General features: G+C 70.9%; 15 protein-coding genes and 3 tRNA genes. 13 read left to right on the forward strand and 5 right to left on the reverse strand.

The genetic code is table 11. From position 1 onward, the window contains the following. From PHA84_RS07100 to PHA84_RS07140, 9 genes are all read left to right on the forward strand, one after another. Positions 1–795, forward strand: a complete 795-nt coding sequence (locus PHA84_RS07100; protein ID WP_270887400.1) for an SRPBCC family protein — start codon at positions 1–3, stop codon at positions 793–795. Positions 796–977: 182 nt separating this feature from the next. Then, positions 978–1,427 (forward strand): type II 3-dehydroquinate dehydratase, encoded by a 450-nt coding sequence (gene aroQ, locus PHA84_RS07105; RefSeq protein WP_270887401.1) that lies wholly within the window; start codon positions 978–980, stop codon positions 1,425–1,427. 68 nt (positions 1,428–1,495) lie between these two features. Then, the gene (locus tag PHA84_RS07110; protein ID WP_270887402.1) at positions 1,496–2,659 is read left to right on the forward strand and encodes an acyl-CoA dehydrogenase family protein; all 1,164 of its coding nucleotides are present in this window, start codon (positions 1,496–1,498) and stop codon (positions 2,657–2,659) included. Between the two features lie 138 nt (positions 2,660–2,797). Then, positions 2,798–2,870 (forward strand) — tRNA-Thr (locus PHA84_RS07115). Positions 2,871–2,904: 34 nt separating this feature from the next. Next, positions 2,905–2,978, forward strand: a tRNA-Met gene (locus PHA84_RS07120). A gap of 103 nt (positions 2,979–3,081) precedes the next feature. After that, on the forward strand, positions 3,082–3,252 hold the full coding sequence (rpmG, locus tag PHA84_RS07125) for a 50S ribosomal protein L33 (RefSeq protein WP_270887403.1): 171 nt from the start codon (positions 3,082–3,084) through the stop codon (positions 3,250–3,252). Between the two features lie 128 nt (positions 3,253–3,380). Further along, complete coding sequence (locus PHA84_RS07130) at positions 3,381–3,827, forward strand: FAS1-like dehydratase domain-containing protein (protein ID WP_270887404.1); 447 nt, start codon at positions 3,381–3,383, stop codon at positions 3,825–3,827. A gap of 2 nt (positions 3,828–3,829) precedes the next feature. Then, positions 3,830–4,252: a MaoC family dehydratase gene (locus PHA84_RS07135; protein ID WP_270887405.1), complete on the forward strand. Its 423-nt coding sequence runs from the start codon at positions 3,830–3,832 to the stop codon at positions 4,250–4,252. Between the two features lie 9 nt (positions 4,253–4,261). Then, positions 4,262–5,338 carry a UDP-N-acetylmuramate dehydrogenase gene (locus PHA84_RS07140; RefSeq protein WP_270887406.1) on the forward strand — a complete coding sequence of 359 codons (1,077 nt, stop codon included), beginning with the start codon at positions 4,262–4,264 and terminating at the stop codon, positions 5,336–5,338. Between the two features lie 98 nt (positions 5,339–5,436). Here PHA84_RS07140 and PHA84_RS07145 read toward each other — a convergent pair whose 3' ends face one another. From PHA84_RS07145 to PHA84_RS07165, 5 genes are all read right to left on the reverse strand, one after another. Further along, positions 5,437–6,471 (reverse strand): adenosine deaminase, encoded by a 1,035-nt coding sequence (locus PHA84_RS07145; protein WP_270887407.1) that lies wholly within the window; start codon positions 6,469–6,471, stop codon positions 5,437–5,439. Beyond that, a complete protein-coding gene (locus tag PHA84_RS07150; RefSeq protein ID WP_270887408.1) occupies positions 6,468–6,971 on the reverse strand; it encodes a DUF5709 domain-containing protein in 504 nt (167 codons plus the stop codon). Before PHA84_RS07150 ends, PHA84_RS07145 begins: the two co-directional genes overlap by 4 nt. 119 nt (positions 6,972–7,090) lie before the next feature. After that, positions 7,091–8,122, reverse strand: a complete 1,032-nt coding sequence (locus PHA84_RS07155) for a TolB family protein (protein ID WP_270887409.1) — start codon at positions 8,120–8,122, stop codon at positions 7,091–7,093. Further along, positions 8,119–9,516: an MFS transporter gene (locus PHA84_RS07160; protein ID WP_270887410.1), complete on the reverse strand. Its 1,398-nt coding sequence runs from the start codon at positions 9,514–9,516 to the stop codon at positions 8,119–8,121. Before PHA84_RS07160 ends, PHA84_RS07155 begins: the two co-directional genes overlap by 4 nt. Before the next feature lie 138 nt (positions 9,517–9,654). Beyond that, positions 9,655–10,959, reverse strand: a complete 1,305-nt coding sequence (locus PHA84_RS07165; RefSeq protein ID WP_270887411.1) for an aminotransferase — start codon at positions 10,957–10,959, stop codon at positions 9,655–9,657. Between the two features lie 323 nt (positions 10,960–11,282). On the opposite strand from PHA84_RS07165, the gene PHA84_RS07170 reads away from it, so the two are divergent. The 4 genes from PHA84_RS07170 (at position 11,283) to rplK (ending at position 13,172) form a co-directional block, all read left to right on the forward strand. Next, positions 11,283–11,355: transfer RNA gene (locus PHA84_RS07170), tRNA-Trp, on the forward strand. 60 nt (positions 11,356–11,415) lie between these two features. Beyond that, positions 11,416–11,688, forward strand: coding sequence for a preprotein translocase subunit SecE (gene secE / locus PHA84_RS07175; RefSeq protein ID WP_442952842.1), 273 nt, complete (start codon positions 11,416–11,418; stop codon positions 11,686–11,688). A 71-nt stretch (positions 11,689–11,759) separates the two neighbouring features. After that, positions 11,760–12,653, forward strand: a complete 894-nt coding sequence (gene nusG, locus PHA84_RS07180) for a transcription termination/antitermination protein NusG (protein WP_270887412.1) — start codon at positions 11,760–11,762, stop codon at positions 12,651–12,653. A gap of 87 nt (positions 12,654–12,740) precedes the next feature. Next, positions 12,741–13,172, forward strand: coding sequence for a 50S ribosomal protein L11 (gene rplK, locus PHA84_RS07185; protein WP_270887413.1), 432 nt, complete (start codon positions 12,741–12,743; stop codon positions 13,170–13,172). Positions 13,173–13,242 lie beyond the last annotated feature (70 nt).

Below are 13,242 nucleotides of genomic sequence, written 5' to 3' on the forward strand. Positions count from 1 at the left end.
ATGGAGCTGACGCACAGCTTCACGGTCCCGGCCACGGTCGACCGCACCTGGGAGACCTTCATGGACCTCAGACTCGTGGGCGGCTGCTTTCCCGGCGCGACCGTGACCGAGGTGACCGACGACGGGTTCTCGGGGACCGTCAAGGTCAAGCTCGGTCCGATCGCGCTGACGTATGGGGGGACGGGCTCGTTCGTGGAACGCGACGACGGCGCTCACCGCGCCGTCCTGGAGGCCAAGGGCAAGGACAAGCGCGGCAACGGCACTGCAGGCGCCACGGTGACGATCCAGCTCACCGACGCGGGCGAGGGCACGACGCGCGCGGAGGTGCGCACCGACCTCGCGGTGACCGGGAAGCCGGCGCAGTTCGGCCGCGGGGTGATGCAGGACGTCTCGGACAAGCTGCTCGCGCAGTTCGTCGCCTGTGTCGAGAGCACCATCTCCGCGCCGGCACAGACGGCGACGCCGGCACAGACACCGGCACAGGCACCGGAATCGACACCGGCACAGGCACCGGCACCGGCGCCGGTGGTGGAGCTGCTGCCCGAGGGCGTGGTGGTCGCCGGCGACGAGCAGGCATCGCCGGCGCCAAGGCACCCGCCGCACCAGCCGTCACCCGTCCCCGAGGTGTCCGCGGCCGGCGAGACGCCCAGCCCGTCGCGCGAGGGCGACACAGCACTTGACCTGGGGACGGCGGTCCTGCCCGTGCTGCTGAAGACGTACGGCAGGCGGCTGGCCGCCGGGCTGCTGGGGCTCGCCGCCATCGTCCTGGGCACGCGGGCGGTCCGGCGTCGCTGACCTGGGGCACACCTGCCTCGGCCTGTGCTGTCCGAACGGACGAGGCCCGGGTCGTCCGGTCATGTCGTCCTGTCGTGGCCTAACCTGGGAAGGGCCCCGACAGAGGAGCCGCATGGGAGCGTTGCCGCACCGCGCAGGGCGGGACACAGCACCCAGGCACAGCAAGCACAGGAGCGGCCAGTATGAGCGAGCCCACCGTCGTCGTCCTCAACGGACCGAACCTCAACCTCCTGGGTGAGCGGGAGCCCGAGATCTACGGGCACGACACGCTGGGCGACGTGGAGGCGCTGTGCCGCAAGGCTGCCAGCCTCGCCGGCCTCGCGATCGACTTCCGGCAGAGCAACCACGAGGGCGTCCTCATCGACGCCATCCACGAGACCCGCACCACCGCAGTGGGCTTCGTCATCAACGCGGGCGCCCTGACGCATACGTCGATCGCGCTGCGCGACGCGGTCGCCACGATCCCGGCCCCGGTGTTCGAGGTGCACCTCAGCAACGTCCACGCCCGTGAGGAGTTCCGGCACCACTCGTACCTGTCCGCCGTGTCGACCGGGGTCATCGTCGGGTGCGGGCCCAGCGGGTACGCCTACGCGGTGGCGCGCATCTCCGAGCTGGTGCTCAGCCGCCCCTGAGGGTGCTGCCTGGGGTCACCTGCCGCCCGGACACCGGAGCCGTGGCGGGAACGGGCAGACTGTGCCCCATGGACCCGCTCGACCTCGCCGGCATCGACGACCTCCTCAGCGCGGAGGAGAAGGCCGTACGCTCCACCGTCCGCACCTTCCTCGACGCGAGGGTGGAACCTTTCGTCGCCGACTGGTTCGAGCGGGGCGAGGTCGACGACCTGCGCGGTCTGACCCGTGAGCTGGGGTCGCTCGGGCTGCTCGGGATGCACCTGGAGGGCTACGGCTGCGCCGGGATGAGCGCCGTGGACTACGGGCTCGCCTGCCTGGAGCTGGAGGCGACCGACTCCGGGATCCGGAGCCTCGTTTCGGTGCAGGGGTCGCTCGCCATGTTCGCGCTGCACCGCTGGGGCACCGAGGAGCACCGGCAGCAGTGGCTGCCCGCGATGGCCTCGGGGGAGGCCATCGGCTGCTTCGGCCTCACCGAGCCGGACCACGGGTCGGACCCGGCCTCCATGCGCACCAGGGCCCGGCGCGACGGCAGTGACTGGGTGCTGGACGGGTCGAAGATGTGGATCACGAACGGCTCCGTGGCCGACGTCGCCGTCGTGTGGGCGCAGACCGACGAGGGGATCCGCGGCTTCGCGGTGCCCACCAGCACCCCCGGGTTCTCGGCGCCGGAGATCAAGCACAAGCTGAGCCTGCGGGCCTCGGTCACCAGCGAGCTGGTGCTCGACGGCGTCCGGCTGCCCGCCGACGCCGCCTTCCCCGAGGTCCGCGGTCTCAAGGGCCCGCTGGCCTGCCTGTCCGAGGCGCGGTACGGGATCGTCTGGGGCTCGCTCGGGGCTGCACGCTCGAGCCTGGAGACGGCACGCCGCTACGCCGTCGAGCGGCACCAGTTCGGCCGCCCCCTGGCGGCGTTCCAGCTGACCCAGGCCAAGCTCGCAGACATGGCGCTGGAGCTGGTCAAGGGGCAGCTCCTGGCCCTACACCTCGGGCGGCGAAAGGATGCCGGCACCCTCCGTCCCGAGCAGGTGAGCCTGGGCAAGCTGAACAACATCCGCGAGGCGCTCGACATCTGCCGCACCGCGCGAACGATCCTGGGCGCCAACGGGATCAGCCTGGAGTTCCCCGTCATCCGGCACATGAACAACTTGGAGTCCGTGCTGACCTACGAGGGGACCGTGGAGATGCACACGCTGGTCGTCGGGCAGGCGCTGACCGGCCAGCAGGCGTTCCGCTGAGCACGCGGCGCAGGTGCATCGGGCGGGTGCAGTGGGGCGCCCGAGGTCCCGATCACGGCCGCCGCCGATTTTCGGTGAGGGCACCCGGGCGTGTAGTCTCACCGTCGCACTTCCGCGAGGGTTCCGAGCGGTGAGTTGGCCCCCTTAGCTCAGTCGGCAGAGCGTTTCCATGGTAAGGAAAAGGTCGTCGGTTCGATTCCGACAGGGGGCTCTGGGAAAGGGTGCCGTACGGCGCCGGACCCCATGGCGGGGTAGCTCAGCTGGTTAGAGCGCACGACTCATAATCGTGAGGTCGCGGGATCGAGCCCCGCTCCCGCTACGGCCGCGATTTCAGGAATCTGCCTGAGGTCGCGTATTCTGTTGCGTCGCCGCCTCGTGGCGTCGCAGACTTCACCACCGTCAGTTCGAGAGCAGGTTGCCCCGTGGCTAGCAAGAGCACCGACGTCCGCCCCAAGATCACCTTGGCCTGCGTGGATTGCAAGGAGCGCAACTACATCACGAAGAAGAACCGTCGGAACAACCCCGACCGGCTCGAGATGAAGAAGTTCTGCCCCCGCGACGGCAAGCACACCGTCCACCGCGAGACCCGCTGACCCCAGTCCTGGCCCAGGTGCCCTTCGCGCCTCGTCGACGCGGACTGCCAGCCGCCTGACAGCCGCCCCGGACGCTCGTCCCGGGCGGCTTTGTCATGTCCGCTCGGCCGCCCCATAGAGTGGGCGACATGGCCGTCAACGCAGACTTCGTGGGGCGCACCTACCCGCCGTCCGGACCGTATCCCGTCAGCCCGCAGGCCCTCGCGGCGTTCGCCTCGGCGGTCGGCTCGACGGATCCTGTGCACACCTCCCAGGAGGCGGCCAGGGAGGCCGGCTACCGCGACGTCATCGCGCCCCCCACCTTCGCCGTGACCCTCGCCCAGGAGTGTGACCGGCAGTTCATCGAGGACCCTGAGGCGGGCGTCGACTTCACCAGGGTGGTCCACGGAGAACAGCGCTTCGTCCACCACCGCCCGATCACGGCGGGCGACGAGGTGCTCGGCACCCTCACCGTCGACGCGGTACGCCAGGCCGGGGGCCACGCGATGGTCACGACGCGCATCGAGCTGGCCACGACTGGAGGCGAGGCGCTGTGCACCTCTACCTCGACGATCGTCATCCGAGGAGGCGAGTGAGCATGGCGGTGCGAGCCTTCGCGCAGACCGCAGTCGGCGACGTGGTCGGGCCCCGCACCGTGCCGGTGGGCCGGGCGACGCTGGTGCAGTATGCCGCGGCTTCCGGCGACCAGAACCCCATCCACCAGGACGAGTCGTTCGCAAGGTCGGTCGGGCTGCCGGACGTCATCGCGCACGGCATGTGGACCATGGGGGCGGTCGGCTCCGTGGTCGAGGAGTGGGCCGGGGACGGCGGTCGCGTCGTCGAGTTCGGGACGCGGTTCACCAAGCCCGTCGTGGTGCCGCAGTCGGGCAGCCAGGTCGAGGTGACCGGCGTGGTGAAGACCCTGGACGGGGGCTCCCGCCGAGCCACGCTCGAGCTGACCGCGACGAGCGGTGGCGACAAGGTCCTGGGCCGCTGCCTGGCCGTCGTGCAGCTCGACTGAGACGGCTGCATGCGCGAGGAACACGAGGTCCCGCTGGCCGGGCTGACGACCATGCGCGTCGGGGGCCCGGCCGCACGGCTCGTCACGGCGGAGACCATCGACGAGGTCGTGGACGCCGTCCGCGAGGTGGACGACGCCGACGAGCCTCTGCTGGTGCTCTCCGGCGGCTCCAACGTCGTCGTCGCCGACCAGGGCTTCCCCGGGACCGTCGTGCGGGTCGCCACCAGCGGCGTCCAGGTCGAGTCCGAGGACCTGTGTGGGGGCGTGATGGTCCGGGTCGCCGCCGGGGTGGTGTGGGACGAGCTGGTGGCCGAGGCGGTCGCCCAGGGGTGGTCCGGCATCGAGGCGCTCTCCGGCATCCCGGGGGCCAGCGGCGCCACGCCGGTGCAGAACGTGGGGGCCTACGGCCAGGAGGTCGCCCAGACCATCGCCTCCGTCCGCGTGTGGGACCGCCGTGAGCAGCAGGTCCGCACCTTCGCTTCCCTCGACTGCGGGTTCACCTACCGCCACTCGGTCTTCAAGGCCTCCCCGCGGTACGTGGTGCTCGACGTCCTGTTCCAGCTCGTGCCCAGCGAGCTGAGCCAGCCGGTGGGATATGCCGACCTGGCGCGCCAGCTCGAGGTCGAGCCAGGAGCCAGGGTGCCGCTGGCCGAGGCGCGCGACGCCGTGCTGGTGCAGCGCCGCCGCCGGGGGATGGTCCTCGACAGCGACGACCCCGACACCTGGTCCTGCGGGTCCTTCTTCACCAACCCGATCCTGTCCGCGGGGCGGTTCACAGACCTGGAGTCCCGGGTGGCCGCGCGGCTGGGGCCTGACGCGCCGGTCCCGCCGCGCTTCGCCGACCCCGACGGCAACGTCAAGACGAGTGCCGCGTGGCTCATCGACCAGGCGGGGTTCGAGAAGGGCTTCGCCCTGCCCGGTAGTGGTGCGGCGATCTCCGGCAAGCACACCCTGGCCATCACCAACCGTGGGAGCGCTACCGCGGAGGACGTCGCGGAGCTCGCCCGGCACATCCGCTCCGGCGTGCAGGAGGCCTTCGGTGTGTCGCTCGTGAACGAGCCGGTATTCGTGGGGCACGACCTCTAGGCCGAGCAGTCGCCGGGCACGCCGGCCGGTGCCCGGCCGCTGCCCTGCCGGTGGTCCAGCGGTGGTCCAGCAGTGCTCCGGCAGTGGAGGACCGCTGGTCAGCCAGCGGTCGTGCAGGTGAGCCAGCGGTCCACCTCCTCCAGTGCCGCCTCCCGGAGCTGCTCCGGAGCGCGGGAGGCGTGCAGTGAGCCGCGAGCCAGGTCGGCCAGCTCGACGTCGGAGAAGCCGAGGACCTCGCGCGCGCTGTCGTACTGGGCGGTCAGCCGTGAGCCGAAGAGCAGCGGGTCGTCCGCCCCCAGAGCCACCGGTATGCCGTGCTCCACCAGCGTCCGAAGCGGGACCTCGGCTGCGCCGGCATACACGCCGAGGGCGACGTTGCTGCCCGGGCACACCTCGAGCGCTACGCCGGAGTGCGCCACCATCTCCAGGACCCTCGGGTCCTCGACGCTGCGTACGCCGTGCCCGATCCGGTCCGGGCGCAGGGACTCCAGGGTGCTCTCGACCGCGGTCGGCCCGAGCAGCTCGCCGGCGTGCGGGACGAGCGCGAGCCCCGCGCGTCGGGCGATCTCGAAGGCCGGCCCGAACTCCTGGGTCACGCCGCGCCGTTCGTCGTTGCTCAGACCGAACCCCACCACCGCGCCGGCACCCTCGCCCGCGTGCCGCGCGGCCAGCCGCGCCAGCGTCCTGGCGTCGAGCGGATGACGGATCCGGCTGGCCGCCACGATGACCGCTACCTGGGCGGCACCGGTTGCGGACGCCACGCGTGCCTCGTCGAGGACGATCTCCAGTGCCGGGGTGATCCCGCCCACGAATGGCGCGTACGACGTCGGGTCCACCTGGATCTCCAGCCAGCGGGACCCTTCCGTGGTGTCGTCCTCGGCTGCCTCGCGGACGATCCGGCGCAGGTCGTCCTCGTCGCGGACGCACGCGCGGGCGGCGTCGTACAACCGCTGGAACCGGAACCAGCCTCGCTCGTCCCGGGCACTGAGCTGCGGCGGCCACCCTCGGGTGAGGGCATCGGGCAGCCGGAGCCCGTGCTTGGCGGCCAGCTCGCGCACCGTCCCGACCCGCATGGACCCGGTGAAGTGCAGGTGCAGGTGCGCCTTGGGCAGCAGGTGCAGCGGGCGCGTCAACCTTCGTCGACGATGTGCATCGCGGACTCCTCGGGCGACAGCCCGCCCGCGTCCAGGCCGCGATCCTGGCCGAGGAGCTCGGGCTCGACATCCGGCCGTCCGCCCTCGTCGGGCTCGGTGAGCTGGCCGACGGGTTCGTCGCCGACCTCGGGGTCGGCGAGGAAGTCGTCCTGCGGGTCGATGGCGTCGGGGTCGTCGCCACCCAGCCGGGGCTCCTCGTCCAGGCCGCCCTCGTCGTCCGGGGCCCCATAGGCGGAGTTGGGGTCCGGGACCTCCTGCTCGATCCGCTGGTCGATGGTCTCGTCCTGTGCCTGCTCGTACCCGGTAGTGCCCCACTCGGTGTTCCGCGGCTGCAGGTCGGGCGGGGACCAGGGCTCGTTGTCGCCCTCACTGGTGTCGAGCAGCTCGTCCTGCTGGGCGCTGCCAGCGTCCACGGCGTCGTCGACGCTGTAGCTGCCCAGGTCGTCCTCGAAGCTTTCCGTACCGGGCTGATCGCTCATGGGCACCACCCTGGGCCAGGGGCGACAGGATCGCAAGGCGGACTCAGCCGGGCATGCCCAGGCGGCCCGGACCGCGCTGCTCGCGGCCGCGATTCACGCGAGCGCTGCTCGACGCCTTGTCAGCGTACGACGGCGGGAGACCAGGCCTTCTGAATCAGCAGCCGAGGCTGCCCGCGGCCGTCGACGGGCAGCGCCCACACGTCCGTCTCCGCGACCTTGGTGCCCTGGCCGGGCAGGCCGTAGAGGATGTGGCCCTCGTCCAGCCACTCCACCTGGTCGTCCACGCTGTGTGTCTCCGTCAGCTGGGTCTCCTTGCCGGTGGCCAGGTCCAGCACCGCCAACCGCCAGTCGCCGGCCCGACGGTTGCCACGCTTCTTGTAGGCCACCTTGCTCCCGTCCGGGGAGAGCGACGGGCACTCTGCGTCGGAGCGCAGCGTCCGCACCGTCCTGGAGGAGAGGCTGCCCTTGCCGAGCCACGTGGTGCCATGGAACATGACCGTCACGAAGAAGCCGTCGTCGTCGCCGGCGAAGGTGACACCCCAGTAGTTGCGGTCGGACGGTGCGATGACCTTGCCACGGTGCACCAGCCTGAACTTCTCGAGGTCCAGGTTGACGCCCTTGTCCAGCTCGGAGACCACCGTGCGAGTGGAGAAGCTGGTCGACGCGTAGGAGTCCCCGGCCACGAAGCTCGTCGTCGCGGCCAGCCGGCCGTCCGCCGACAGGCGCGCGCGGCTCGGGATCCCGGTGAGGGGGAGGTCGCGGGCCGGACCGCCAGAGGTCTGCCAGGTCCTGGCCGTGTACGCCGTCACGACGCCAGGGTCGGAGGCCAGGCACAGCATCCGGTCCGAGGCCGCGAACACCCGGTCGCACAGGCTGCCGGTGAACGCCCTCGCCCCGGCTGGCGAGCCCAGCCGGACCATGGCGACGCGCCCGTAGTTCGGGCCTATGGCGGTGTTGCGGAACACGATGCGGGGACCCGTCGAGACCGACGCGAGCTGCACGGTGCTCTGCCCCGGCGCGTTCTGCGTGACGTGCTGCTGCTCCGACCTGGAGACCAGCAGGTAGGCCGCCGAGGCACCCAGCAGCAGGACGGCCACGATGGCCAGGGCGACGAGGCGCAGGCGCGTCGACTGTCGGGCCGACGCGGTCATGCCGCATCGCCCTGCCGCTGGGGTTGCTCGACGTTCCTCAGCAGCAGCCACGCTGCCGTGACACCGACCAGGAGGCCGGCGGCCATGATGGAGACGGCGGGGGACCGTCCCCACGCACTCCACAGAACGCCGAAGAGGAGGGAGGAGCCGAACCGGGACACGGCCACGACGGTCTGCGCCGTCGCGATCCCGCTGGCGCGGATCGACTGCGGGACGAGAGTCGAGGCGAGTGCGGCGAGGACCCCGTCGGTGGAAGCGTAGAACGCCCCCAGCAGGAGAAGGCACGCGAGCGTCAGAGCGAAGCCACCCGTCGGCCGGGCGGCACAGAGGTAGGCACCGAGGAGGAGCAGGTGCCCACCGACCATGACCTTGGCCCGTCCGACCCGGTCGGCGAGCCGCCCGCAGGGGACGGCCAGGCAGAGGTACGCCACGTTCGTGCCGACGAAGAGCAGTGGGAACCACCTCTCGGCGAAGTCGTCCCGTTGTTGCAGCGAGAGGTAGAGGAACCCGTCACTGATGGTGAGCAGGCCGAGGACTGCCGCGGCGGCCACTACCCGAGCGAACCGGGGCTCCGCGAGCGTGCGCCACGACGGTCTGGGCGCTCTGGTGGCCACGGGACCGGCCGGACCGGTGGCGACCGTGGTGTCCGGTCGGCTGGCCGTCAGGTTGCCCGGCCGAGTGGCCGTCGCGTCGCCCGGCCGAGTGGCCGTCGCGTCGCCCGCGGGTCCCTCGCCAGCCGCGGTGACCGCCGTGCGGCGCGGACGCACGTCGGGCACCATGAGCCCGAGGAGCGCGAGCCCCAACAGGGCTGCCGCGAGTGAGGCCACGAAGACGCCTCGGTAGTCGCCCGGGACGAGCCACAGGATGGAGAACGCCAGCAGGGGGCCGACTGCCGCTCCCGTGGTGTCCAGCGCTCGGTGGACACCGAAGGCTCGACCTCTGGACTCGGGCGGCGTCGCGGTGGCGATGATGGCGTCGCGGGGGGCGGTCCGCAGCCCCTTGCCGAGGCGGTCGAGCGTGATGACGGCGGTCACCGCCGTGAGGCCGTTGGCCGGAAGCAGCAGCGCCTTCGTCACGGCCGACAGCGCGTAGCCCGCGAAGGCCACCCACTTGGGCCGGTCGGCCCGGTCGGACAGCCAGCCTCCGAGGATGCGGACGAGGGCGCTGACTCCCTGGTAGAGGCCGTCCACGAAGCCGTACGCGAGGGGCGAGAGACCCAGTACCGCGGTCAGGTACAGCGGCAGGACGGCGGAGACCGACTCCGACGACACGTCGGTGAGCAGGCTCACCAGTCCGAGCAGCAGGACGGTGGAGCCCACGCCGCGACGGGCCGCGGGCGCGGCTGGGGCCCGCGCCGGGCCGGCAAGCTCCCGTGGGCGGTCGCTGAGATACACGCGCGCCCCCTCGGCCACGGTCGTCCCGTCCGGTCAGCGCAAGTTTAGGGACCGGGCGTCCGGGCCGTGACCCATTCGGGGGATCCGCAGGTGCCGCTCACGGCATGGCGACGTCCCCGGACGGCCAGGGTCGCCGGGTCAGCCGGTGGCGGTGAGCTGCTCGGCCGCCGCCAGCAGGACGCACGTTGCCACCGCTTCCATCGCCTCGCTGACCTCGGCCAGCTTCGGGAACGTGGGGGCAAGCCGGATGTTGCGGTCCCGCGGGTCGTCACCGTACGGGAACGACGAGCCTGCCGGCGTGAGCGCGATGCCGGCCTCCTTGGCGAGCTGGACGACGCGCGACGCCGTGCCGTCCTGGACGTCGAGGCTCACGAAGTAGCCGCCCGTCGGACGGGTCCAGGTCGCCACGCCGAGCCCCTCGAGGCGCTGGGTGAGGATGCGGTCCACCTCGGCGAACTTCGGGGCGATGATCTCGCGGTGCCGCGTCATGTGGGTCCGCACGCCCTGCGCGTCCTTGAAGAACTGGGCGTGGCGCAGCTGGTTCACCTTGTCGGGGCCGATCGCGCCCTTGCCGAGGTGGCCGGTGTACCACCTCACGTTGTCCGCCGACGCGGCGAGGAACGCCACCCCGGCACCCGCGAAGGTGATCTTCGAGGTCGAGGCGAACATCACCGGCCGGTGGGGGTGGCCGGCGGCCGCCGCAAGGGTCAGGATGTCCGCGGACTTGGCCTCGTCCTCGGTGAGGTGGTGGAAGGCGTACGCGTTGTCCCAGAAGATCTTGAAGTCGGGTGCGGCGGTCTCCATCGACGCGAGCCGGGCTGCGACCTCCTGGGAGGCGACCGCGCCGCTGGGGTTGGCGTAGGTCGGAACCACCCACATGCCCTTGATGGTCCGGTCGGAGGCCGCGAGCCGAGCGACGGCCTCTGCATCCGGGCCGTCCTGGTGCATGGGGACCGTGACCATGTCGATCCCGAACCAGCTGAGCAGGGTGAAGTGGCGGTCGTAGCCCGGGACCGGGCAGATGAAGGTGACCTTCTCCTCCTGGCTCCAGGGGCGCTCGCTGTCGACGCCGCCGTGGAGCCAGAGGTCGACGAGGACCTCGCGCATCATGACGAGGCTGGAGTTGCCTCCGGCGACAACCTGCTCGGGCTCGACCCACAGCAGCTCGGCGAACATCTCGCGCAGCTCCCGGATGCCCTCCAGGCCGCCGTAGTTCCGGGTGTCGGTCCCGGTGGCGTCCTTGACGCCGGTCGGCAGGCCGAGCAGGTCGTTGGACAGGTCCAGCTGGTCCGTCGCAGGCTTTCCCCGGGTGAGATCCAGCGACAGTCCCCGGTCCTTCAGCGCGGCATACGCCTCCTGCTGCTCCCGCGCGAAGGCCTGGAGCTCCTGCGCTGAGCGAGCGGTCAGGGTAGCGGGCGTGGTGGTGGCGGTCTGCTCGGTCACGTGCTCCATGCTCCCATTGCGCAGGTATGCCGCGTACCCCCGTCCGAAGCCCGGTCACCGCCCCCTGCTTTCCGAAGTCTGGGACTTCGGGAGGACACGCCGACGAAACTTCCGAAGTCTGGGACTTCGGGAGGACACGCCGACGAAACTTCCGAAGTCTCAGACTTCGGCGAGCGGGAGCGTCGGCGCCAGGCCCGGGCTCCGCGCGAGTTCGCGTTGAGCGCCACGCCTCACGTATGCTTCTTCCTCGGTTGACTTTGGCCATGCTTCTGGCGTGCCCGAAATCGGCCGGCGGAACATCTTGCCCCGGCGGGGAGTTCCGTAGGGCAGTGGCTCAATTGGTAGAGCACCGGTCTCCAAAACCGGCGGTTGGGGGTTCGAGTCCCTCCTGCCCTGCGTTGCAGGACGTGCAGCCGACCCGGCCGCACGGCATACATCGGTGAAAGCAGAGGCATCGTGACGAACGTGAGCGCGGACACCCGCGGCTCTGGTCGCACCAGCCGCAAGGGCGACAATCGCGGCAACCCCGTCGCGCGCTTCTTCGGGTCGTTGTCACTGTTCGTGAGCCAGATCCTGGACGAGCTGCGCAAGGTCGTGCGGCCGACGCGCTCGGAGCTGGTCAACTACACGATCGTCGTCATCGTGTTCGTGACGTTCGTGATGGCGTTCGTGTCGGCTGTCGACTTCGGCTTCACGAAGCTCGTCCTGTGGGTCTTCGGCGGCCGGTAGGCCCACCCGCACTTCGCCGCACCGACCGGGCTCGCGCCCGGTCCGAATACCAGAGGAAGTAGGTCATCAGCGTGTCCGACCAGTGGACCACCGACAACGTGTCGCAGGCCGAGGTCGCCGACGGCGCCACCGCGGAGCCCGACGAGCTCGACGGCGCCACCGCGGAGCCCGACGAGCGTCCCGCCGCGGAGGACTCCTCCGAGGCGGAGTCTGTCGACGACTCGCTCGACCCGCGCAGTCCGGACGGTGCCCAGGGTGCCGAGGGTGCCGAGGGTGCCCAGGGTGCAGAGCCTGCCGACACCGCAGACGCCGCCGACGAGAAGGTGGCGCAGGAGGGCGACGACGCCCCGGCCAAGGACCCGGTCAAGGAGTTCAAGGACGCCCTCGCGAGCCAGTTCGGCGACTGGTATGTCGTGCACTCCTACGCGGGCTACGAGAACCGCGTGAAGGCGAACCTCGAGAACCGCACGACCTCCCTCAACATGGAGGACTACATCTTCCAGGCCGAGGTGCCGATGGAAGAGGTCACCGAGATCAAGAACGGCCAGAAGAAGCTCGTACGCCGCGTGCGGATGCCCGGATACGTGCTCGTCCGCATGGACCTGACGGACGAGTCGTGGGGCGCCGTACGGCATACCCCCGGCGTCACCGGGTTCGTCGGCAACGCGCACCAGCCGGTGCCCCTCAGCCTGGACGAGGTCTTCACCATGCTCGCTCCGGCCGACCTGGAGAGCCCGGCCACGGCGGGTGCCAGGAGCGGCGGCGGCGCCGGCAAGCCCAAGGACGTCGCGGTCGTCGACTTCGAGGTCGGCGAGTCGGTCACCGTCATGGAGGGGCCCTTCGAGACCCTTCCCGCCACGATCTCCGAGATCAACCCCGACACCCAGAAGCTCAAGGTGCTCGTCTCGATCTTCGGCCGGGAGACTCCGGTCGAGCTGTCGTTCAACCAGGTCGCCAAGATCTGACCGGACGGCCACGCCCCGCGGCACCCCGCGGGCTGCAACCGGGTCATCGCCCACGGCGTAGGCCCACCACCAGAGAAGGAACGAAGAATGCCTCCCAAGAAGAAGGTCTCCGGCTTCATCAAGCTGCAGATCCAGGCCGGCGCGGCCACCCCGGCCCCGCCCGTCGGTCCGGCCCTCGGCCAGCACGGCGTCAACATCATGGAGTTCGTCAAGGCGTACAACGCTGCGACGGAGTCCCAGCGCGGCAACGTCATCCCGGTGGAGATCACGGTCTACGAGGACCGCTCCTTCACCTTCGTCACCAAGACCCCCCCGGCCGCCGAGCTGATCAAGAAGGCTGCCGGCGTCCCCAAGGGCTCCGGTGAGCCGCACAAGACCAAGGTTGCGAAGCTGACCGCCGACCAGGTACGCGAGATCGCCACCATGAAGATGGAGGACCTCAACGCCAACGACGTCGAGCAGGCGATGAAGATCATCGCCGGCACTGCTCGGTCGATGGGCGTCGAGACCCAGCTCTGACCTTCTGCCCGCGACCGCCGATCCCGGCGGTCGCGGGCAGACGGACGGGATGCACCCCGTCCACCCGTCC

It is taken from the genome of Pedococcus sp. 5OH_020 (genome assembly GCF_027812955.1).
In the GTDB taxonomy this organism is placed as follows: Bacteria; Actinomycetota; Actinomycetes; order Actinomycetales; family Dermatophilaceae; genus Pedococcus.

Bases quoted from the DNA above. Each gene is read 5' to 3' on its own strand.
- PHA84_RS07100 (WP_270887400.1), top strand. From the start codon at position 1: ATGGAGCTGACGCACAGCTTCACGGTCCCGGCCACGGTCGACCGCACC.
- aroQ (WP_270887401.1), top strand. From the start codon at position 978: ATGAGCGAGCCCACCGTCGTCGTCCTCAACGGACCGAACCTCAACCTC.
- PHA84_RS07110 (WP_270887402.1), top strand. From the start codon at position 1,496: ATGGACCCGCTCGACCTCGCCGGCATCGACGACCTCCTCAGCGCGGAG.
- PHA84_RS07130 (WP_270887404.1), top strand. From the start codon at position 3,381: ATGGCCGTCAACGCAGACTTCGTGGGGCGCACCTACCCGCCGTCCGGA.
- PHA84_RS07135 (WP_270887405.1), top strand. From the start codon at position 3,830: ATGGCGGTGCGAGCCTTCGCGCAGACCGCAGTCGGCGACGTGGTCGGG.
- PHA84_RS07140 (WP_270887406.1), top strand. From the start codon at position 4,262: ATGCGCGAGGAACACGAGGTCCCGCTGGCCGGGCTGACGACCATGCGC.
- PHA84_RS07150 (WP_270887408.1), bottom strand. From the start codon at position 6,971: ATGAGCGATCAGCCCGGTACGGAAAGCTTCGAGGACGACCTGGGCAGC.
- PHA84_RS07155 (WP_270887409.1), bottom strand. From the start codon at position 8,122: ATGACCGCGTCGGCCCGACAGTCGACGCGCCTGCGCCTCGTCGCCCTG.
- rplK (WP_270887413.1), top strand. From the start codon at position 12,741: ATGCCTCCCAAGAAGAAGGTCTCCGGCTTCATCAAGCTGCAGATCCAG.